Annotated in this window: 22 protein-coding genes; 7 read left to right on the top strand and 15 right to left on the bottom strand. The window is 68.0% G+C overall.

Annotation, left to right across the window (positions count from 1 at the left end; translation table 11 throughout):
• Positions 1-23: 23 nt before the first annotated feature.
• On the bottom strand, positions 24-758 hold the full coding sequence (locus ACQ450_RS09035) for a DsbA family protein (protein ID WP_431469015.1): 735 nt from the start codon (positions 756-758) through the stop codon (positions 24-26).
• A gap of 39 nt (positions 759-797) precedes the next feature.
• A complete protein-coding gene (locus tag ACQ450_RS09030; protein WP_262503772.1) occupies positions 798-1,280 on the bottom strand; it encodes a DUF721 domain-containing protein in 483 nt (160 codons plus the stop codon).
• A gap of 82 nt (positions 1,281-1,362) precedes the next feature.
• On the opposite strand from ACQ450_RS09030, the gene mutY reads away from it, so the two are divergent.
• From mutY to nudC, 3 genes are read left to right on the top strand one after another with little or no spacing between them, the layout of a single operon-like run.
• Positions 1,363-2,421 carry an A/G-specific adenine glycosylase gene (mutY, locus tag ACQ450_RS09025; RefSeq protein WP_431469014.1) on the top strand — a complete coding sequence of 353 codons (1,059 nt, stop codon included), beginning with the start codon at positions 1,363-1,365 and terminating at the stop codon, positions 2,419-2,421.
• On the top strand, positions 2,409-3,719 hold the full coding sequence (locus ACQ450_RS09020) for a serine hydrolase domain-containing protein (RefSeq protein WP_431469013.1): 1,311 nt from the start codon (positions 2,409-2,411) through the stop codon (positions 3,717-3,719). Before mutY ends, ACQ450_RS09020 begins: the two co-directional genes overlap by 13 nt.
• Entirely contained in the window at positions 3,716-4,591 is an 876-nt protein-coding gene (gene nudC / locus ACQ450_RS09015) for an NAD(+) diphosphatase (RefSeq protein WP_431469012.1), read from the top strand. The genes ACQ450_RS09020 and nudC overlap by 4 nt, the downstream gene beginning before the upstream one ends.
• 21 nt (positions 4,592-4,612) lie before the next feature.
• Here nudC and ACQ450_RS09010 read toward each other — a convergent pair whose 3' ends face one another.
• Positions 4,613-5,503, bottom strand: coding sequence for a prephenate dehydratase (locus ACQ450_RS09010; protein WP_431469011.1), 891 nt, complete (start codon positions 5,501-5,503; stop codon positions 4,613-4,615).
• Positions 5,504-5,610: 107 nt separating this feature from the next.
• Between ACQ450_RS09010 and ACQ450_RS09005 the strand changes: the two genes are divergently transcribed.
• On the top strand, positions 5,611-6,324 hold the full coding sequence (locus ACQ450_RS09005; RefSeq protein ID WP_431469010.1) for a c-type cytochrome: 714 nt from the start codon (positions 5,611-5,613) through the stop codon (positions 6,322-6,324).
• A gap of 36 nt (positions 6,325-6,360) precedes the next feature.
• On the opposite strand, the gene ACQ450_RS09000 is transcribed toward ACQ450_RS09005, so the two are convergent.
• On the bottom strand, positions 6,361-6,654 hold the full coding sequence (locus ACQ450_RS09000; RefSeq protein WP_431469009.1) for a 4a-hydroxytetrahydrobiopterin dehydratase: 294 nt from the start codon (positions 6,652-6,654) through the stop codon (positions 6,361-6,363).
• A 66-nt stretch (positions 6,655-6,720) separates the two neighbouring features.
• On the opposite strand from ACQ450_RS09000, the gene ACQ450_RS08995 reads away from it, so the two are divergent.
• The 3 genes from ACQ450_RS08995 to ACQ450_RS08985 are packed head-to-tail and all read left to right on the top strand — an operon-like array spanning position 6,721 to position 8,335.
• A complete protein-coding gene (locus ACQ450_RS08995; protein WP_262503769.1) occupies positions 6,721-7,113 on the top strand; it encodes a metallopeptidase family protein in 393 nt (130 codons plus the stop codon).
• Positions 7,110-7,694: a heme ABC exporter ATP-binding protein CcmA gene (ccmA, locus tag ACQ450_RS08990; protein WP_431469008.1), complete on the top strand. Its 585-nt coding sequence runs from the start codon at positions 7,110-7,112 to the stop codon at positions 7,692-7,694. Before ACQ450_RS08995 ends, ccmA begins: the two co-directional genes overlap by 4 nt.
• On the top strand, positions 7,691-8,335 hold the full coding sequence (locus ACQ450_RS08985; RefSeq protein WP_431469007.1) for a heme exporter protein CcmB: 645 nt from the start codon (positions 7,691-7,693) through the stop codon (positions 8,333-8,335). Before ccmA ends, ACQ450_RS08985 begins: the two co-directional genes overlap by 4 nt.
• Before the next feature lie 6 nt (positions 8,336-8,341).
• On the opposite strand, the gene ACQ450_RS08980 is transcribed toward ACQ450_RS08985, so the two are convergent.
• The 11 genes from ACQ450_RS08980 to coxB all read right to left on the bottom strand — a co-directional run bounded on the left by ACQ450_RS08980 (position 8,342) and on the right by coxB (position 17,598).
• Positions 8,342-9,211, bottom strand: a complete 870-nt coding sequence (locus ACQ450_RS08980; RefSeq protein ID WP_431469006.1) for a class I SAM-dependent methyltransferase — start codon at positions 9,209-9,211, stop codon at positions 8,342-8,344.
• A gap of 8 nt (positions 9,212-9,219) precedes the next feature.
• Complete coding sequence (gene thrC, locus ACQ450_RS08975; protein ID WP_431469005.1) at positions 9,220-10,626, bottom strand: threonine synthase; 1,407 nt, start codon at positions 10,624-10,626, stop codon at positions 9,220-9,222.
• Between the two features lie 52 nt (positions 10,627-10,678).
• On the bottom strand, positions 10,679-11,335 hold the full coding sequence (locus ACQ450_RS08970; RefSeq protein WP_431471196.1) for an SURF1 family protein: 657 nt from the start codon (positions 11,333-11,335) through the stop codon (positions 10,679-10,681).
• A complete protein-coding gene (locus tag ACQ450_RS08965; RefSeq protein ID WP_431469004.1) occupies positions 11,335-11,721 on the bottom strand; it encodes a DUF983 domain-containing protein in 387 nt (128 codons plus the stop codon). Before ACQ450_RS08965 ends, ACQ450_RS08970 begins: the two co-directional genes overlap by 1 nt.
• A gap of 1 nt (position 11,722) precedes the next feature.
• The gene (locus tag ACQ450_RS08960; RefSeq protein ID WP_188053002.1) at positions 11,723-12,562 is read right to left on the bottom strand and encodes a cytochrome c oxidase subunit 3; all 840 of its coding nucleotides are present in this window, start codon (positions 12,560-12,562) and stop codon (positions 11,723-11,725) included.
• Between the two features lie 34 nt (positions 12,563-12,596).
• Positions 12,597-13,130, bottom strand: a complete 534-nt coding sequence (locus tag ACQ450_RS08955; RefSeq protein WP_188053001.1) for a cytochrome c oxidase assembly protein — start codon at positions 13,128-13,130, stop codon at positions 12,597-12,599.
• A complete protein-coding gene (locus tag ACQ450_RS08950; RefSeq protein WP_188053000.1) occupies positions 13,127-13,273 on the bottom strand; it encodes a hypothetical protein in 147 nt (48 codons plus the stop codon). Before ACQ450_RS08950 ends, ACQ450_RS08955 begins: the two co-directional genes overlap by 4 nt.
• Positions 13,270-14,175 carry a heme o synthase gene (locus ACQ450_RS08945; protein ID WP_188052999.1) on the bottom strand — a complete coding sequence of 302 codons (906 nt, stop codon included), beginning with the start codon at positions 14,173-14,175 and terminating at the stop codon, positions 13,270-13,272. The genes ACQ450_RS08950 and ACQ450_RS08945 overlap by 4 nt, the downstream gene beginning before the upstream one ends.
• An 11-nt stretch (positions 14,176-14,186) precedes the next feature.
• Positions 14,187-14,633: a hypothetical protein gene (locus ACQ450_RS08940; protein WP_431469003.1), complete on the bottom strand. Its 447-nt coding sequence runs from the start codon at positions 14,631-14,633 to the stop codon at positions 14,187-14,189.
• 85 nt (positions 14,634-14,718) lie between these two features.
• Entirely contained in the window at positions 14,719-16,401 is a 1,683-nt protein-coding gene (gene ctaD, locus ACQ450_RS08935) for a cytochrome c oxidase subunit I (protein ID WP_188052997.1), read from the bottom strand.
• Between the two features lie 3 nt (positions 16,402-16,404).
• Positions 16,405-17,598, bottom strand: coding sequence for a cytochrome c oxidase subunit II (coxB, locus tag ACQ450_RS08930; RefSeq protein ID WP_431469002.1), 1,194 nt, complete (start codon positions 17,596-17,598; stop codon positions 16,405-16,407).
• Positions 17,599-17,705 lie beyond the last annotated feature (107 nt).

Raw genomic sequence — 17,705 nt, 5'->3', positions numbered from 1 at the left:
GCCGTTCCCGGCCCACTACGCCGTCAGCGTGCGCCGGCTGCCTGCAGCTGCGGCTCGAGCTGCGCCCAGTTCAGCGTGTTTGGCACCGCCCGACCGTTGATGAAGAAGCTCGGCGTGCCGCTGACATTGTCCTCGCGCGCGACCTGCTGGAGCGCAACCAGCTCCTCGACCATTTCCGCGTTGTTGAGGCACTGGCGGGCCTGGCTCTCGGAAAGCCCGCGCTGTTTGACGAAATCGAGATAGCCGGTCGCTTCGGCCCAGAGCGGCGCCGCCTGCGGCGCGGGCATCGATTGAAGCTGCGTGATCTGTTGATCGCTGAGCTGCTGGACGCGCGGCAGCAGCTCGGGCTGGGCGGCGAACATCTGCTCGAGCATCGGGAAGTAACGCTCCTCGCTCACGCAGCGGCCGAGCAGCGAAGCCGCGAGATCCTGCGGATGGATGAGGAAGTCGCGATATTCGAAGCTGACGCGGCCAGTGGAGACATAATCCTGCATCAGCGGCTCGAACGCCTGACCGGCGAAGGCGCCGCAGGCGGGGCAGGTGCGCGAGCCATATTCGACCAGCTTCACCGCGGCGTTCGGATTGCCGACCAGATAGCCGCCTTGCTCGGTCTTGGTGACGACCTCGGTCCACTGCTGCCCTTGCGGCGCGGCGACATTTTCGACTGCTTCGCCCTGCACGGGCGCGGCTTCATTGGCATTGCCGCCGTTGCAGGCGACGAGCGCCAGAACCGGAGCGAGGAAAAGGGCAGTACGCATGGACTATTCTCCGAGGCGAGTGAGGGGGTGACGAATCATTCAGTCGATCCGGCCGAGCTGGGGAATGGGTTTGGCTTCTGCGTCCGCGACACCGGCGGCGAGCGCTTCGAGCACTGCCTTGAGCTCGGGATCGGCGATGCCGCGCAGACTGTCGCCCATCGCTTCGGGCATCGGCTGACGCTCGGCGCGCGGCTGGGGAGCGGCGCGGCGGGCCACGTCGCCGTGGCGAATCGCGACCCGCGCGACCGCAGGATAGCCGAAGAAGCGATTCACGCGCTCGACGATCTCGGGGGCGAGATGCTGCATCATCGGCGCATGGGCGCCGGAAACGGTGAGCGTCAGCACGCCTTCGGCACGCTTGCCCTGCGGGAAGCGAATCGATTCGGGCGCCGACACACCCGCGAAGCGCTCGCCGACGATCTCGTTCCAGCGGCTGACCACCGAATGCTGGACGAAGCCGAACTTGCGGAAGGTGGCGCGGCCGACGTCCGGCAGCAGCTCGGACACGGGCCGTGCGCGCATCGCACGCTGCGGCTCGACAGGCTTTCGCCGGGATCGGGGGGACGGCTTTTTCATCTGAACAGACCCATGCCATAGGCGAGGCGTGCCCGACAATCATCCTCACGACATCGCCGCCCTGCTTCTCGACTGGTACGATAGCCATGCGCGCGTCCTGCCGTGGCGGGCGCCGCCCGGCGCAGCGCGTGCGGACCCCTATGCGGTGTGGCTTTCCGAAGTGATGCTCCAGCAGACGCAGGTGCCCACCGTGCGGCCCTATTTCGAGAAGTTCCTAGCCCGCTGGCCCAGCTTCGCGGCGCTGGCGGCGGCCGACGAGGCCGAGCTGATGGCCGCGTGGGCGGGGCTGGGCTATTATGCGCGGGCGCGCAATCTGCTGGCCTGCGCCCGTGCCGTGGCGGGCGAACATGGCGGCCGGCTTCCGGAGGACGAGGCGGCGCTGCGCGCGCTGCCCGGGATCGGCGGCTATACCGCGGCGGCGGTCTCGGCGATCGCCTTCGGCCGGCGCGCGGTGGTGGTCGATTCGAATGTCGAGCGCGTGGTGGCGCGGCTGTTCGCGATCTCTGATCCGCTGCCGGCCGCGAAACCCGCGATCCATGCCGCGACCGATTCGATTACGCCCGACGCGTGCGCGGGCGACTTCGCCCAGGCGATGATGGATCTCGGCAGCATGATCTGCACGGCCCGGGCGCCGCGCTGCCTCGCCTGTCCGCTGCGTGAGCGCTGCCGCGCGGCGGCCGAGGGCGCGCCCGAAGCCTATCCGGTGAAAGCCCGAAAGCCCGAGAAGCCGCGCCGCTTCGGCACCTTCTTCTGGGCCGAGCGCGACGGCGCGGTGCTGCTGGTGCGGCGCCCCGCGCGCGGCCTGCTCGGCGGGATGCGCGCGCTGCCGACCGGGGAGTGGGGCGCCGAACCGCCGGGACTGGCGGCTCCGCCGTTCGCCGCGGAGTGGCGGCTGCTCGAACCGAGGGTACGCCATGTCTTCACGCACTTCCGGCTCGAGGCGGCGCTTGCGGCGGCTTCGTTCGCCGGGCATTCAGTGCCGCCGGAGAGCGAATGGTGGCCGATCGACGATCTCGGCTCGGCAGGACTGCCGACCGTGTTCGTTCGGGCGGTGCGGATGATGGAGAAACAGCGATGCGTGCAATGAGACAGTTCGGACTGACCGGCCTCGCCCTGGCGCTCGCCGCGAGCGCGGCCTGCGCGCAGACGGCGACGCAGACCCCGCCGGTCGAATCGCGCGTCGCCGCTTCGCAGGCGACTCAGGCGCTCGTCGATCGCTATGTGGCCGAAGACCGGACCAACGGCATCGTGATCGGCTATGGCGGCACCGGCGCGCCCGTGTTCGTTTCGGCCGGCCGCATCGCCGCCGAGGAAGGCGCCGCAGCGGCGGACGCCGATTCGCTCTGGCGCGTCTATTCGATGACGAAGCCGATAACCGGCATCGCGGCGATGATGCTGGTCGAAGAAGGCAAGCTGGAGCTCGATCAGCCGATTTCCGACTTCATTCCCGGCTTTGCCGAAATGAGGGTGCTGACCGATCCCGAGAACAGTCTCGAATCGCGCCCGGCCGCGCGACCGATCACGGTCCGCCACCTGCTGACCCACACCGCCGGCCTCGGCTACACCATCGTCACCAAGGGCCCGCTGCTCGACGAGTACAATCGGCTGGGGATCAATCCGGCGGCACTGAACGCGGCGCTGGAGCCGCAGATGCGCACCATCCGCCCCGATTCGCTCGAGGAGTTCGCGAATCGCGTGGCCACGCTGCCGCTGATCGCCGATCCGGGCACCACCTGGAGCTACTCGATCTCGCTAGACGTGCTGGCGCGGGTGATCGAAGTGGCGGCGGGCATGCCGTTCGAGCGCTTCGTCCAGACCCGGCTGTTCGATCCGCTCGACATGGACTCGACCTATTGGACAGTGCCGCAGTCCGAGGTCGGCCGGTTCGCCACCAACTATGCCTGGGCGGGCGACAACCGGCTGCCGGTCGATCCGGCCGGATCGTCGGTCTGGCTGACGCCGCCGAGCTTTCCCTATGGCGGCGCCGGGCTGGTGATGTCGGCGCGCGACTATGACCGTTTCCTGCACATGCTGCTCAACGAAGGCGTGCTGGACGGCACGCGCGTGCTGAAGCCGGAGACGGTGCGGCTCGCCATGTCGAACCTGCTGCCCGAAGGCGTCGAATTCGGCGGCGTGGCGGGCAACACCGGCGGCACCACGGGCCCACGCATGGGCTATGGCGCCGGCGGATCGGTGTATCTCGACAGCGTTCCGGGTGGTGCGGGCGCGGGCACCTACGGCTGGGGCGGCGCCGCCGGTACGGCCGCCTGGGTCGATCCGACCAACAAGGTGCGCGGCGTCGTGATGGTCAATTACTTCCCCGCCGACAAATGGCCGCTGCGCGAGGATGCGGTGCGCGCGATCTACACCGACATGGCGCAGTGATCCGGCCGGGCTTCACCGGCTGCACCCTCGACCGCGCCGACCGGTTGCGCCACGATGCCGAGGCGCTCGCCGCGGCAGCGGGCGACTGGCGGGCGCGGCTGCTCAGGCTTGCCGCGCTCGATCCGGAGGTTGACGACGCGGGGCGGCTCGGCTGGGGATCGCTCGCCGATGCGGCGGAGAATGCCGAGCTCGTCCTGCTCGGGCTAGACGACCGGCAGGTGCCGCACTTCGCCGCCGTCGATCCCGACGAGCCGCCGGTGCGCGGGCGATCGCCCGCGCTGTTCCGGATGCTGGGACTGATGCCGCCCGAGGAGGCGTCGCTCTATGCCGCGGCCCGCAGTGTGGTCGACTGGCACATGCGGCACCGCTTCTGCGCCGTGTGCGGATATGGCACCCAGGCCTTTCGCGCGGGTTGGGCACGCAAATGCCCCAATTGCGCCGCCGAGCATTTCCCGCGCACCGATCCGGTGGTGATCATGCTGATCGAGCACGACGACCGCGTGCTGGTGGGGCGCCAGCCCGGCTGGCCGCCCGAGCGCTATTCGGCGCTCGCGGGCTTTCTGGAGCCCGGCGAATCGATCGAGGAAGCGGTGGCGCGCGAAACGCTGGAGGAGGCGGGCGTGCGCGTGCACGGCATCCGCTATGTCGCCAGCCAGCCCTGGCCCTTCCCCTCGTCGCTGATGATCGCATGCATCGGCAGGGCGGAAGACGATGCGCTTACCGTCGATCCGAACGAGCTGGAGGATGCCTTGTGGGTGCCGCGCGCAGGCATCCGCGCCGCGCTGTCCGAGGAACCCGGCGCCCCATTTGCCGCGCCCCCGCCTTATGCGATCGCGCACACGCTGATGCGGGCCTGGCTCGACGAGGCGTAGCTGTTTCGCCCGGCCGGATGGTCAGGGTCGCGGGCGCGCCTGACGATAGGTGCCGAGCAAACGCACCCATTTGCTGTGAAAGCCCAGCTCCGCCAGCGCGCGATCGATGGCGGGATCGCCGGGGCGGCCGACGATGTCGGCATAGAATTCGGACGCCGCGAAGCTGCCGCCGCGCTGATAGCTTTCGAGCTTGGTCATGTTGACGCCGTTGGTCGCGAAGCCGCCCAGCGCCTTGTAGAGTGCGGCGGGCACGTTCTTCACTTCGAAGACCAGGGTCGTCATGCACGGTCCGTCGCCTTCGGGCGCCGCGCCTTCGCGCGCCAGCAGCACGAAGCGCGTCATATTGTGATCGGCATCGGCGATGTCGGAGGCGAGCACGTCGAGGCCGTAGAGCGGCGCGGCGCCCGCCGGGGCAAGTGCGGCGATTTCGGGATTCGCCATTTCGGCGACCAGCGCCGCCGCGCCGGCGGTGTCGGCATAGGCGACCGGGGTGATGCCGCGCGCGCGCAGCCACAGGCGGCACTGGCCGAGCGCCTGGACGTGGCTGGTCGCCTCGCGCACCTGCTCGAGCGTTCCGGTCCCGAGCAGTGCGTGGCGGATCGGCAGGAAATGTTCGCCGGTGATCACCAGCCCGGATTCGGGCAGCAGGAAATGAATGTCGGCGACTCGGCCATGCAGCGAATTTTCGATCGGAATCATCGCGCGCGCGGCGCGACCTTCGCGCACCGCCTCGATCGCATCCTCGAAGCTGAAGCAGGGGAGCGGCAGCGCATCGGGCAGCGCCTCGCGCAGGGCCATATGCGAATTGGCGCCGGGGGCACCCTGGAACGCGACGGCGCGATCCGGCGCAGCCGCCGCATCGGCGATCATGGCGGCGATGATCGGTCGCGCGGGCGCGGCGAAATTCTCCATGGGAGGGCGCGCTTAGACCTGCCGGACCCTGCGGGCAAGCCCGGCTTGCGATGCGCCAAGTGCCGCTCTAAAGGAGCACGACTTAATCCAAGGGTGCCGGGCAGCAGATGGACAATCGGACGAATACGATCGCGGGATGGGTTCTGGCGGGAGGCATTGCCGCGCTCGGCCTTACGATCGTCAGCGGGATGGTGTTTCACGCCGAGCGGCCCGAGAAGATGGGCTATCCGATCGAGGGCGTAGAGGTCGCGAGCGAAGGCGGCGATGCCGTCGCGCCGATCGCTACTCGCCTTGCCGCTGCGGACGTCGCCGCGGGCGAGAACGTCTTCAAAAAGTGCGCCGCCTGCCACACGATCAATCAAGGCGGCGCGAACGGCGTCGGCCCCAATCTCTGGGACACGGTGGGCAAGCCGCACGCGCACGTCGCCGGCTTCGCCTATTCGGACGCGCTGAAGTCGGTGCCCGGCGACTGGACCTTCGAGGCGCTCGACGCATGGTTCGAATCGCCGCGCCGCTATGCGCCCGGAACGAAGATGACCTTCGCCGGCCTTTCGGACCCCCAGGACCGTGCCAACCTGATCGCCTATCTTAACGCGCAGGGATCGAACCTGCCCTTCCCCGAGCCGCCGGCCGAGCCGGAAGCCGCGGCCGGCGAGGAAGTGGCGGGCGACGCCGAGCAGGGCGAAGCGAACGTCGATCAGTCGATCCCGACCGCCGACATCGAGGATCGGGCCGTACCCAATCCCGCGGCGCCCTCGCTCGACCCGAGCGCGGCCGTGCAGGCTGAGGAAAAGGCGGGGCTGCCGAAGAGCAATCGCTGAGCGGCTGACGCGCTGGCGCTCGCTCCGGCGGGCGCCTCAGCGCACCAGCAGCGCGTTGATCGCCGCGGCGAGATCGAGGTCGCGCTGCGAAAGACCGCCTGCATCGTGGGTGGTGAGCAGCACGTCGACTCGATTCCAGACGTTCGACCATTCGGGATGATGGTCGGCTTTTTCGGCGAGCAGCGCGACTCGCGTCATGAATCCGAAGGCCTCGGAAAAGTCGCCGAACGTGAAGCGCCGGGCAATGCCATCGCGCTCGGCATCGTGGCTCCATTCGGGCAGATCGTGCAGCGCGGCCTCGCGCTCGGCCTGACTCAGTTTCGCCACCATCGTCCTTCTCCTTGCCGTCGCTTCGCCTGCCGGACTATGGGCTAGGCCATGAACGGGCAAGCGCCGATGGCAACCGCACCCAGCGCCGAAGCGATCGAGCGGCTCGCGCGCGCGGCGCTCGCCAGGATTCCCGAGCCGTTCGGCAGCTATCTCGGCGATGTCGTGCTGATCGTCGAGGAATTCGCCGACGAGGAGACGCTCGCGGCGCTCGGCATCGAGGATCCGTTTCAGCTCACGGGCCTCTATCATGGGCGTCCCGTGGGGGAAAAATCCTCGTTCGATTCGGGCGCGCTGCCCGATCGAATCCATCTCTATCGCCGCCCGTTGCTCGACGAGTGGATTGAAACCGACGTGTCGCTCGAGGCGCTGGTCACCCACGTGGTCGTGCACGAAGTGGGCCATCACTTCGGCCTTTCCGACGACGACATGCATGCGCTGGAGGACGCGGCCGACGCGTGAACGCCGCGCGGCTCGCCTTCGATGATGTGACCTGCGCACGCGGGGGACGTCTGTTGTTCGAGGGGCTGAGCTTTGCCCTCGGCCCGGGCGATGGCGCGCTGGTAACGGGGCCGAACGGCGCAGGCAAATCGAGCCTCATCCGGGTGGCGGCGGGGCTGCTGCCGCCTGCCGGGGGGCGGGTGGAGGCGCAGGGCGCGCGCGCGCTGCTCAGCGAAACCGCCGCGCTCGATCCCGAGCTGACGGTGGTGCAGGCGCTCGATTTCTGGGCACGGCTCGACGGGCAGCGTGCGGCCGTGGCGGCAGCGCTGATCGCGGTTGGGCTCGAAACACTGGGCGAGGTGCCGGTGCGGCTGCTCTCCACCGGCCAGCGGCGGCGTGCGGCGCTGGCGCGCGTGGTTGCAGGCGCGGCACCGGTCTGGCTGCTCGACGAACCCGCGAACGGGCTCGATGCCGATTCGGTCGCGCTGCTGGAGGCAGTGATCGAGACGCACCGCGCGGCGGGCGGGATCGTGCTGGTCGCCACGCATCTCCCGGTGCGCGTGGCGCGGGCGATCACGGTGACGCTGGAGGCGCCGCAATGAGCGGGTTCGGCGCGATCATCTGGCGCGAATTGCGGCGCGGCTGGGCGCTGGGCGGCCTCGTGCTTCCGGTTGCCTTTTTCCTGCTGGTCGCGATCCTGTTCCCCTTCGCGATCGGCCCCGACGGGCGGCTGCTCGCGCGCGTGGGCGGCGGCGTGATCTGGGCGGCGGCGCTGCTTGCGGCGCTGCTCCCGGTCGAGCGTCTGATCGCGCCCGATGCCGAGAATGGCGTGCTGGATCAGCTCGCGGTGCGCGGGTTCGCCGAATCGACCATCGCCGCGGCGAAGATGGCGGGCCATTGGCTCGGCTTCGGGCCTCCACTGCTCGGCGCAACGGTGATCGCCGCGGCGCTGCTCAATCTGAGCGGAGCGGCGCTGGGGCAGGTGCTGATCGGGCTTGCGATCGGCACGCCGGGTCTCGCCGCCCTTGGCGTGGCGACGGCGGCGCTGACGGCGGGGCTGCGGGGGGCCGGAGGGCTGGCGGGGCTCGTCATGCTGCCGTTCGCGGTGCCGCTGCTGATCTTCGGCGCGGGATCGGTGGGCGGCGAACCTGGCGCGCTCAAGCTGCTCGGCGCCGTCAGCCTGCTGCTGGTCGCGGGCTGCCCCTTCGTCGCGGGGGCAGCGATCCGGATGGGTCGCAGCTGAGCCGGCTCAGCGGCTCCAGCGCGCGAAGATGGCGGTGGGGAGGAGCAGTCCGCGCGCTTCCTCGCGGACGGCAAGTTCGCCGCACTCCACGGTGCCGCCCAGATCGGCGAAATGCTGGCGTACGAGTTCGCCGATCGCCAGCGCCGACATGCGCACCGCATAGACGGTGAGAAACAGGAAGCGCGATTCGCCATCGAGCAGGCGGCGGCAGTCGGCGATCAGATCGGGGAGGCCTTCCTCCAGCTTCCACACCTCGCCATTGGGTCCGCGGCCCCATTTGGGCGGATCGAGGATGATGCCGTCATAGCGGCGGCCGCGCCGCACTTCGCGCGCGACGAACTTGCCGGCATCTTCGACGATCCAGCGGACCGGGCGATCCTCCATGCCCGACAGCGCGGCATTGGCGCGCGCCGCCTCGACCGACTTCTTCGAGGCGTCGACATGCACCATGCGGGCGCCCGCCGCCGCCAGCGCGAGCGTGCCGACGCCGGTATAGCCGAACAGGTTCATGCACTCGGGATCGCCCACGCCGGCGATCCGGCCGCGCATCCAGTGCCAGACGGGCGCCATGTCGGGAAAGAAGCCGAGATGGCGGAACGGGGTGGTGTGCGCGGTGAAGCGGGCCTCTTCCCACGCGAGCGACCAGCCTTCGCGCGGTACCGGCTTGTCGAAGGTCCAGCGGCCGCCGCCTTCCTCGTCCGATGCGGGCACGAATTCGCCATGCGCATTCCAGTCGTCACTGGCGGGTCCCCATAACGCCTGTGGCTCGGGGCGGACGAAGCGATAGCGGCCATAGCGTTCGAGCTTGCGGCCGTTTCCCGAATCGAGAAGTCCGTAATCGGCCCAGGGTTCGCCGGCGAGGGTGATCAGGTCCATTGGCCGCGCTATTCGGTCGGCCGCGGCTGCGCCCGCTCGGCAATATAGCCGGTCACTGCCTCGAACGTCGCGGGCAGCACGTCATAACGCTCCTCGCGGTCGAACAGGTCGCCCACCCGGCGCGGCAGCGCGGGGCGCACGCCGGTCGCGCGTTCGACCGGATCGTCGAACTTGGAAGGATGCGCTGTCGCGAGCGTCACGACCGGGGTTTCCACCGGCAGGTCGGCACGGCGCGCGGCGGCGAAACCGATGCCGGTGTGTGGATCGATCACCTGGCCTGCCTCGGCGGCGGCCCAGCGCATCGCCTGGGACATGGTATCGGGATCGACACTGTCGCTCGCGAACCAGCGCGCCGCGCCCTCGCGCTGCGCATTGGTGAGCCGGATCGCCCGGTTGGTTTCAAACTCGGTCATCTGTGCGGCCATCGCGGCGCCGTCGCGGCCCGCGAGATCGAACAGCAGCCGCTCGAAATTCGAGCTCACCTGAATGTCCATCGACGGCGCGGCGGTGGGCGTGACAATACCCGCAGAATAGTCGCCGCCCGACAGTGCGCGGTGGAGGATGTCGTTGACGTTGGTGGCGACGATCAGCCGCTCCACCGGAAGCCCCATGCGCGCGGCGGCATAGCCGGCGAACACGTCGCCGAAATTACCGGTAGGCACCGAAAAGGCGACCGGGCGATCGGGCGCGCCGAGCCGGACGGCGGCGTAGAAATAATAGACGGTCTGGGCCATCAGCCGCGCCCAGTTGATCGAATTCACCGCCGACAGCCTGAAGCGCCCGGCGAAATCGCGATCGTTGAACATTGCCTTCACCAGCGCCTGGGCGTCGTCGAAACTTCCCTCGATCGCGATATTGTGGACGTTCGGCGCCCGCACGGTGGTCATCTGACGGCGCTGCACGTCGCTCACCCGGCCCTTGGGGTGGAGCATGAAGATATCGACGCCGATCCGACCCGCGACTGCATCGATCGCCGCCGAGCCAGTATCTCCCGACGTCGCGCCCACGATCGTGAGATGCGTGTCGCTGCCGGCAAGGAACTTCTCGAAGAGCAGGCCGAGCAGCTGGAGCGCAACGTCCTTGAAGGCGAGCGTGGGCCCGTGGAACAGCTCGAGCAGCCAATGCCGGTGATCGAGCTGGACGAGCGGCGTGACCGCGGCATGCGCGAACCGGCCATAGGCGGCTTCGCACAGCGCGCGCAGCTCGGCCTCGTCCAAATCGTCGCCGACGAACGGCCGCATCACTCGAACCGCCGTCTCTGCATAGGAAAGGCCGGCGAGACCGGCGATCTCGTCGCGCGTGAAGCTCGGCCAGGATTCGGGAACATAGAGGCCGCCGTCGACGGCGAGGCCGGCGAGCGTGACATCTCGGAAACCCAGCATGGGCGCGCGGCCCCGGGTGCTCTGATAGCGCATGGTGCGCTGCGGCTTAGCGATTGGCCGAGGGGGCGGCAAGAAACTCTGGCTTTCAGGCGCCCGGTGTCGCGCTGTCGTCCGCGCCCGGCGAACGCTGCCGCCGCCGTCTCAGCGCGAGGATGTAGATCACGAGCGCGATCGCAGCGAAGGCGAACCATTGCACTGCATAGGCGAGGTGATTGTTCGGCACGCCCGCAGGATCGGGACGGGCGCTCGCCTCCAGGCCCGGGGCGGGAGTGTCGGCGACGAGCATCAGCAGCGTCGGGCCGGGCGTGGAAAAGATCGACGCGAAGGCGGAACGCTCGACGGGAGCGGGAACGATGGTGCCGCTGATTTCGCCGCCCTGCCATTGCGGCTCGAACACGGGGTCCGCGGTGACGCCGACTTCGACCAGCAGCAGCGGCCCTTCGGCGCCGCCGGTGCGGCACTCGGCGATGAAGCGATAGCCGCTGGTTCCGGTGGCGCTACGCCCGCCGCGGCGGCGCCAGCCGACCGGTTCGAGGCAGAAAGCGCGCGCCTGGCGATAAAGATACTCCTCGCCCACGGGCGGGCGGGGAAAGGTGATCGGCGGCCGTTCGAGATTGGCTTCGAAGCGTGCGATCAGCGCTTCCTTCCACTCGCGCCGGTCGAGTTGCCACAGGCCGAGCCCGATCATGGCGGCCACGGCAAGGCCGACGAGCAGCGTCGGCAGGATCGGCAGCCGCGGAATCACGTGTCGCGCCGCAGCCGGCCTTCGCGCGCGGCGTTCTTGTATTCGAGCGCGAGCAGCAGTGCCTTGGTGTAGCGCAGCGACACGATCACCAGCCCCAGCGTGAGCGGAATCCAGAGCAGCGCGTGGAGCCAGAAGGGCGGCTCGGCGGCCAGTTCGAGAATCAGCGCCAGGATGGTGACGATCGTGCCGATGCCGAGGGTGAGGAACACGACCGGCCCGTCACCGACGTTGAACGCCGAGAAGTCGAGCCCACAGGCGCGGCAGCGATCGGCAAAGGCGAGATAGCTTCGGAAGAGCGTATTCGCGCCGCAGCGCGGACACAGGCCCTTCAGCGCCGCATCGGCAGGAGCCGGTTCCTGCCCGGTACCGGCTCCTTCATCCATGTCAGCCGTGAACCGGCGCGCCGGCGAAGCCCCAGACGTAGATCGACACGAACAGGAACAGCCAGACGACGTCGACAAAGTGCCAATACCAGGCCGCCGCTTCGAAGCCGAAATGCTGGCGGGGGGTGAAGTGGCCCTTGTAGAGGCGAATCAGGTTCACGATCAGGAAGATCGTGCCGACGATCACGTGAAAGCCGTGGAAGCCGGTCGCCATGAAGAAGGCGCCACCGAACGAAGTGCCGATCGGATCGGTCGAGGTTGCTTCGAAGGCGAAGGGCGCGTGGATATATTCATAGGCCTGAATGGCCGTGAAGATCAGGCCCAGGATGATCGTGATCCACAGGCCGTTGATCGCGTCCCTGCGATTGTTGTGGATCAGCGCGTGGTGCGACCAGGTGAGGGTGGTGCCCGAGCAGAGAAGGATCAGCGTGTTGAGCAGCGGAAGCCCCCAGGCGCTGATCACTTCCATGCCCACTGGTGGCCACTGACCGCCGACCACTTCGACCGTGGAGGGGAAGAGCGCGAAATCGAACCAGGCCCAGAACCAGCCGACGAAGAACATCACTTCGGAGGCGATGAACAGGATCATGCCGTAGCGCATGTGAAGCTGCACCACCGGCGTGTGATCGCCGGCATGCGCCTCGCGCACGACATCGGCCCACCAGGAGAACATCGTGACGAGCACGCCGGTCAGCCCCGCCAGGAAAACCCACCAGGCGCCCGCCGCCTCATGCATGAGCATGACGCCACCGACGGCAAGCACGAATGCCGACAACGAGCCCATCAAGGGCCAGATGCTCGGCGGCAGGATGTGATATTGGTGGTTCTTGGCTCCGGCCATCGGCGTGTCCCTTGGTCCCTTGTTCTGGCGTGCTCTAACCCGTGGTCCGGTCGGAATCCACAGGGTAAAAAGTGTAGGAAAGCGTGATTTCCTGAACGTCGCGCGCGTCCGGATCCTCGCGGATCGCCGGATCGACGAAATAGATCACCGGCATGCGCATCGTTTCGCCCGGCTGCAGCGTCTGCTCGGTGAAGCAGAAACACTGGATCTTGCTGAAATATTTGCCGGCCTGCGCGGGCGTGACGTTGAAGGTGGCGGTCCCGGTAACGGGAACGTCCGAATTGTTGGTCGCGACGAAGAAGGCCATGTCGCGCGCGCCCACGTCGATCTTGCCCGAGCGCACCTCTGGCGCAAAGCTCCACGGCAGGCGTGGATCGGTGTTGCTGTCGAACGCCACGGTGATCTGCTCGCCGGTCGCCCCGGGCGCCTCCAGCGCGCGCTGGGTAGTGCCGTTGAGGCCGGTCACCTGGCAGAAGACGCGATAGAGCGGGACGCTGGCGAAGCCCAGGCCGGTCATGCCGACCACGCCCAGTGCAGCGAGCATCGCAGTGCGCATGTTGCGGTTCATGATGTGCTTCCTGCCTGGATCTTCACGATCGCGATCGCGAAGATCAGGATCACGAATGCGCCGAGCAAAAGCGCCATCACCCGGGCGCGCGAGCGCTGGCGGGCGCGAATCAGATCCAACTGGTCGTCGTGCGGAGCGGTCATGCGAGCATCCGGTCCGCCGCGACGGCGGAAAAGAGGAGGAAGAGATAGAGGATCGAATAGCGGAAGAGCCGCTTTTCGGGACGCATCGCATCGCCTTCACCCGTCGTCCGCAATGCGATCGCGGCGGCGAACAGCAGGAAGAGCGCCGTCGCGGCGACGGCGATCACCCCATAGAGCGCGCCGGTGAGTCCGAGCGGCCAGGGCGCGACCGCCACTGCCGCCATCGGCAGACTGTAGAGTCCCACCTGATGCCGCGTCACGCGCTCGCCCGCCACCACCGGCAGCATCGGCACGCCGGCATTGGCGTAATCGGTCTTCACGAACAGCGCGAGCGCCCAGAAATGCGGCGGCGTCCACAGGAACACGAGCGCGAACAGCAGGACCGGCAGCAGCGCCACCTCGCCGGTGGCCGCGGCCCAGCCGATCAGCGGCGGAAAGGCCCCGGCCGCGCCGCCGATCACGATGTTCTGCGGCGTCCGGCGCTTCAGCCAGACAGTGTATACGAGAACGTAGAAGAGGATCGACGCGGCGAGGATCGCGGCCGCGAGCAAGTTGATCGCGAAGAACATCAGCACGACCGAAGCGACGGCCACGCCAACGCCGAAATGCAGCGCCGACTGGCGGTCCATCCGGCCGGCGGGCAGCGGACGTCCCTGCGTCCGCTTCATCTTCGCGTCGAGATCGGCCTCATACCACTGGTTGAGCGCGCCTGCGGCTCCGGCCCCGAGCGCGATGCACAGGATCGCAGTGAAGCCGAGCACCGGATGGATCGGCTGGGGCGCGGCGAGCATGCCGCAGAGGCCGGTAAAGACGACCAGCGTCATCACGCGCGGCTTGGTGAGCGCGAGGAAATCGCGCCAGTCGGCCGGCAGTGCCACGGGGTTCAAGGCAGCGGGAGTCATGATCGGCTGCCCTATAGGCCTCGGAAGCCGCGGAGAAAAGGCAGGATTCGTCGTCGGGCGCGGGGCGGCGGCGGGGACGGGGCATCCTCTTCGGCCTCTTCTTCGATCGGGCCGCGCCAATTGTGGTTGGAAACGCCCTCCAACACCTCGACCATATAGTCGCCGTCGGGCTTGTCGGCGAACCAGGCGCGGGCGCGATCGAGCGCGCGGCGCTCGAACCCGGCGCGCGCATCGGGCGCGAGGCGGTCGCGAAAGTCGCAAAGTGCGCCCCGCCCGAATTCAAGCGCACGCGCCCGGGCGCGCGGCGCCACGTCGGGCATGGCCCCGATTTCCAGGAACCGCCGGAACGGCCCGGCGAAGAAGCCCGGCTCGTCGAGCGCGGTGCAGTCGCGAGCGGCGTCGTGGAGCGCGGTATAGTCCGTGATCGCGGACCAGTCGGGCATCGAATGCTTGGCCATGATAACTGTATGCCCCGGCACGTGCCCGACAGCAAAACGCCCCGGAGTTTCCCCCGGGGCGCCTGCGGTTGCAGTTGCCGTGCGATCAGTGGTGCTTGTCGTCCTCGATCACCGGCAGCGTCTCGAACTGGTGGAACGGCGGCGGGCTGGAAAGCGTCCATTCCAGCGTGGTCGCGCCTTCGCCCCACGGATTGCCTTCGGCCCGGCGCCCGCCGACCAGCGACATGATGAGGTTGACGAAGAACACCAGCATGCCTGCGGCCATGATGACATAGCCGATGCTCGCGATCTCGTTCCAGTGCGCATAGGCGTCCGGATAGTCGGGATAGCGGCGCGGCATGCCCTGCAGGCCCAGGAAGTGCATCGGGAAGAACAGGATGTTCACGCCGGCGAAGAACACCCAGAAGTGCACCTGGCCGAGAACCTCGTTGTACATCCGCCCGAACATTTTCGGGAACCAGTAGTAGAAGCCGGCGAAGAGCGCGAAGACCGCACCCAGCGACAGCACATAGTGGAAGTGCGCGACCACATAATAGGTATCGTGCATATAGTCGTCGACGCCGCCGTTGGCGAGCACCACACCGGTCACGCCGCCCACGGTGAACATGAAGATGAAGCCGATCGACCAGAGCATCGGCGTCTTGAAGCTGATCGAACCGCCCCACATCGTCGCGATCCACGAGAAGATCTTGATGCCGGTAGGCACCGCGATCACCATCGTCGCCGCAGTGAAGTACATCTTCACGTTCACCGACAGGCCGGTGGTGAACATGTGGTGGGCCCAGACGATGAAGCCGACCAGGCCGATCGCGACCATGGCATAGGCCATGCCGAGATAGCCGAACACCGGCTTGCGGCTGAAGGTCGCGACGATCTGGCTGACGATGCCGAAGCCGGGCAGGATCATGATGTACACTTCGGGGTGGCCGAAGAACCAGAACAGATGCTGGTAGAGGATCGGGTCACCGCCGACCGAGGCGTCGTAGAAGCCGGTGCCGAAGTTACGATCGGTGAGCAGCATGGTGATCGCCGCGGCGAGCACGGGAAGCGCCAGCAGCAGCAGGAAGGCGGTGATCAGCACCGACCAGACGAACAGCGGCATCTTGTGCAGCGTCATGCCCGGAGCGCGCATGTTGAAGATGGTGGTGATGAAGTTGATCGCGCCCAGGATCGAGCTGACGCCCGCGAGGTGGAGCGACAGGATCGCCATGTCGACCGACGGACCCGGCTCGCCATAGGTGGAGAGCGGCGCATAGGCCGTCCAGCCCACGCCCGCGCCGACGCCGACGAACGGCGAGGCGAGCAGCAGCAGGAACGCGGGGACGAGCAGCCAGAAAGAGATGTTGTTCATGCGCGGGAACGCCATGTCCGGCGCGCCGATCATGATCGGAACGAACCAATTGCCGAAGCCGCCGATCATCGCCGGCATCACCATGAAGAACACCATGATGAGGCCGTGCGCGGTGATCAGCACGTTCCAGAAGTGCATGGCCTCGTCGAACGTCTGCTCGCCGCCATGGGCCATGCTGGCCATCCACTGGAGATGCTGGATGCCCGGCTCGGCGAGTTCCCAGCGCATCAGGCCGGAAATCGCGCCGCCGATGATCCCCGCGATGATCGCGAAGATCAGGTAGAGCGTGCCGATGTCCTTGTGGTTGGTCGACATGAACCAGCGGGCGAAGAAGCCCGGAACATGCTCGTCGTGATGGTCATGCGCAGGATCGCCATGCGCTTCGAAGCGGTTGGGTGTGAGAGCCGTGTCGGTCATGTCTTACTGGTCCGTCTGTCCGAGGCCGCCGCCGTTCTGGGTCGCCGCCGCGTCGGTGACGGGGACGGTCCGCACGGTGTCGTCGATGGTCACGTTGGTGACGTTGGGAACGATGGTTTCGGTGGGGGTCGTGGTGGTGTCGCCCTCGTCGGCGCCCGGCTGCATGGGCGGAGCATCGGACGGGGAGTCGGCCTCGGGCATGGTGCCGCCCTTGGCGCGGATCCACTGCGCGAAGACTTCGGGCGCAACGGCTTCGACCGCGATCGGCATGAACGCGTGGCGGGCGCCGCACAGTTCCGAGCACTGGCCGAAATAGAGGCCCGGCTGCTCGATGGTGAAGGTCGTCTCGTTGAGGCGGCCCGGCACCGCGTCCAGCTTCACCCAGAAGGCGGGGATCGCCCAGCTGTGGATCACGTCGGTGGCGGTGGTGATCAGCCGGATCGGCACGCCCACCGGCAGCACGACGCGGTTGTCGGTGGCGAGCAGGCGCGGACCGTCGGCATCGGTGCGATAGCGCTGGCCGGCTTCGACCTCGCCCTGCTCGCGGAGCATGTTCGAGACGATCGAGACGCCGCCGTGATCGGGATATTCATAGGACCAGAACCACTGGTTGCCGATCGCCTTGAGCGTCACCGCATTGTCGGGCGCCGGGCGATACTGCGCTGCGAGCAGGCGGATCGAGGGGACCGCGATCGCCAGCAGGATGAGCACCGGCACCAGCGTCCAGACGACTTCGACCAGCGTGTTGTGCGCGGTCCGCGACGGCGTGGGGTTGGCGGCGCGGCGATAGCGGATCACGACATAGACCAGCAGCGCCAGCACGATCAGCGAGATGAACACGATCAGCGGGAGCAGTACCTGGTTGTGGAACCAGTGCGCCTCGCGGCCGGTGGGCGTGACCTGGCTCTGCAGGCCGATTTCGCGGTCGGCGGGCTGGCCGAAACCGGGAGCGGCCTGGAGCAGCGGAGAGCCGTCTGCGCGCAGCGTGGGATCGGGAAGGGCGCCCGGCGCTTCCGGCAGCGGAGCCGCGGCAGTGACCGGGGGCGTATTGCCCATATATTCCGGCGGCGTCGTCGCGGCCGGCGCGTCGAGAGCGCCCGCAGCCGTCGTCGGCGTGGCGGACGGCTCGGTCTGGGCGGTGGCGGGGCCCGCCAGCACCAGTCCCGCCGCGAGGAAAATCGAAGTCAACCCAGGCATGCGCATCGTATCGTATCACCCTTTCAGGAGCGCCGTCGGCCGGCCGCAAGGGGCAGGAGAATTCCTGATTGCAAGGGCCTATACGCGCGCAACCCGCGTGTCTCAAG

This window comes from Sphingosinithalassobacter sp. LHW66-3 (assembly GCF_050703275.1).
Taxonomy (GTDB): domain Bacteria; phylum Pseudomonadota; class Alphaproteobacteria; order Sphingomonadales; family Sphingomonadaceae; genus Sphingomonas.
Note: the sequence above shows the minus strand (reverse complement) of the source record. Positions and strands in the feature narration are given on the sequence as shown.

Excerpts from the sequence above, each read along its gene's own strand:
- ACQ450_RS09035 (WP_431469015.1), bottom strand. The coding sequence starts at position 758 with ATGCGTACTGCCCTTTTCCTCGCTCCGGTTCTGGCGCTCGTCGCCTGC.
- ACQ450_RS09030 (WP_262503772.1), bottom strand. The coding sequence starts at position 1,280 with ATGCGCGCACGGCCCGTGTCCGAGCTGCTGCCGGACGTCGGCCGCGCC.
- ACQ450_RS09020 (WP_431469013.1), top strand. The coding sequence starts at position 2,409 with ATGCGTGCAATGAGACAGTTCGGACTGACCGGCCTCGCCCTGGCGCTC.
- ACQ450_RS09010 (WP_431469011.1), bottom strand. The coding sequence starts at position 5,503 with ATGGAGAATTTCGCCGCGCCCGCGCGACCGATCATCGCCGCCATGATC.
- ACQ450_RS09005 (WP_431469010.1), top strand. The coding sequence starts at position 5,611 with ATGGACAATCGGACGAATACGATCGCGGGATGGGTTCTGGCGGGAGGC.
- ACQ450_RS09000 (WP_431469009.1), bottom strand. The coding sequence starts at position 6,654 with ATGGTGGCGAAACTGAGTCAGGCCGAGCGCGAGGCCGCGCTGCACGAT.
- ACQ450_RS08995 (WP_262503769.1), top strand. The coding sequence starts at position 6,721 with ATGGCAACCGCACCCAGCGCCGAAGCGATCGAGCGGCTCGCGCGCGCG.
- ACQ450_RS08985 (WP_431469007.1), top strand. The coding sequence starts at position 7,691 with ATGAGCGGGTTCGGCGCGATCATCTGGCGCGAATTGCGGCGCGGCTGG.
- ACQ450_RS08980 (WP_431469006.1), bottom strand. The coding sequence starts at position 9,211 with ATGGACCTGATCACCCTCGCCGGCGAACCCTGGGCCGATTACGGACTT.
- thrC (WP_431469005.1), bottom strand. The coding sequence starts at position 10,626 with ATGCGCTATCAGAGCACCCGGGGCCGCGCGCCCATGCTGGGTTTCCGA.
- ACQ450_RS08965 (WP_431469004.1), bottom strand. The coding sequence starts at position 11,721 with ATGGATGAAGGAGCCGGTACCGGGCAGGAACCGGCTCCTGCCGATGCG.
- ACQ450_RS08960 (WP_188053002.1), bottom strand. The coding sequence starts at position 12,562 with ATGGCCGGAGCCAAGAACCACCAATATCACATCCTGCCGCCGAGCATC.
- ACQ450_RS08955 (WP_188053001.1), bottom strand. The coding sequence starts at position 13,130 with ATGAACCGCAACATGCGCACTGCGATGCTCGCTGCACTGGGCGTGGTC.
- ACQ450_RS08950 (WP_188053000.1), bottom strand. The coding sequence starts at position 13,273 with ATGACCGCTCCGCACGACGACCAGTTGGATCTGATTCGCGCCCGCCAG.
- ACQ450_RS08945 (WP_188052999.1), bottom strand. The coding sequence starts at position 14,175 with ATGACTCCCGCTGCCTTGAACCCCGTGGCACTGCCGGCCGACTGGCGC.
- ACQ450_RS08940 (WP_431469003.1), bottom strand. The coding sequence starts at position 14,633 with ATGGCCAAGCATTCGATGCCCGACTGGTCCGCGATCACGGACTATACC.
- ctaD (WP_188052997.1), bottom strand. The coding sequence starts at position 16,401 with ATGACCGACACGGCTCTCACACCCAACCGCTTCGAAGCGCATGGCGAT.
- coxB (WP_431469002.1), bottom strand. The coding sequence starts at position 17,598 with ATGCCTGGGTTGACTTCGATTTTCCTCGCGGCGGGACTGGTGCTGGCG.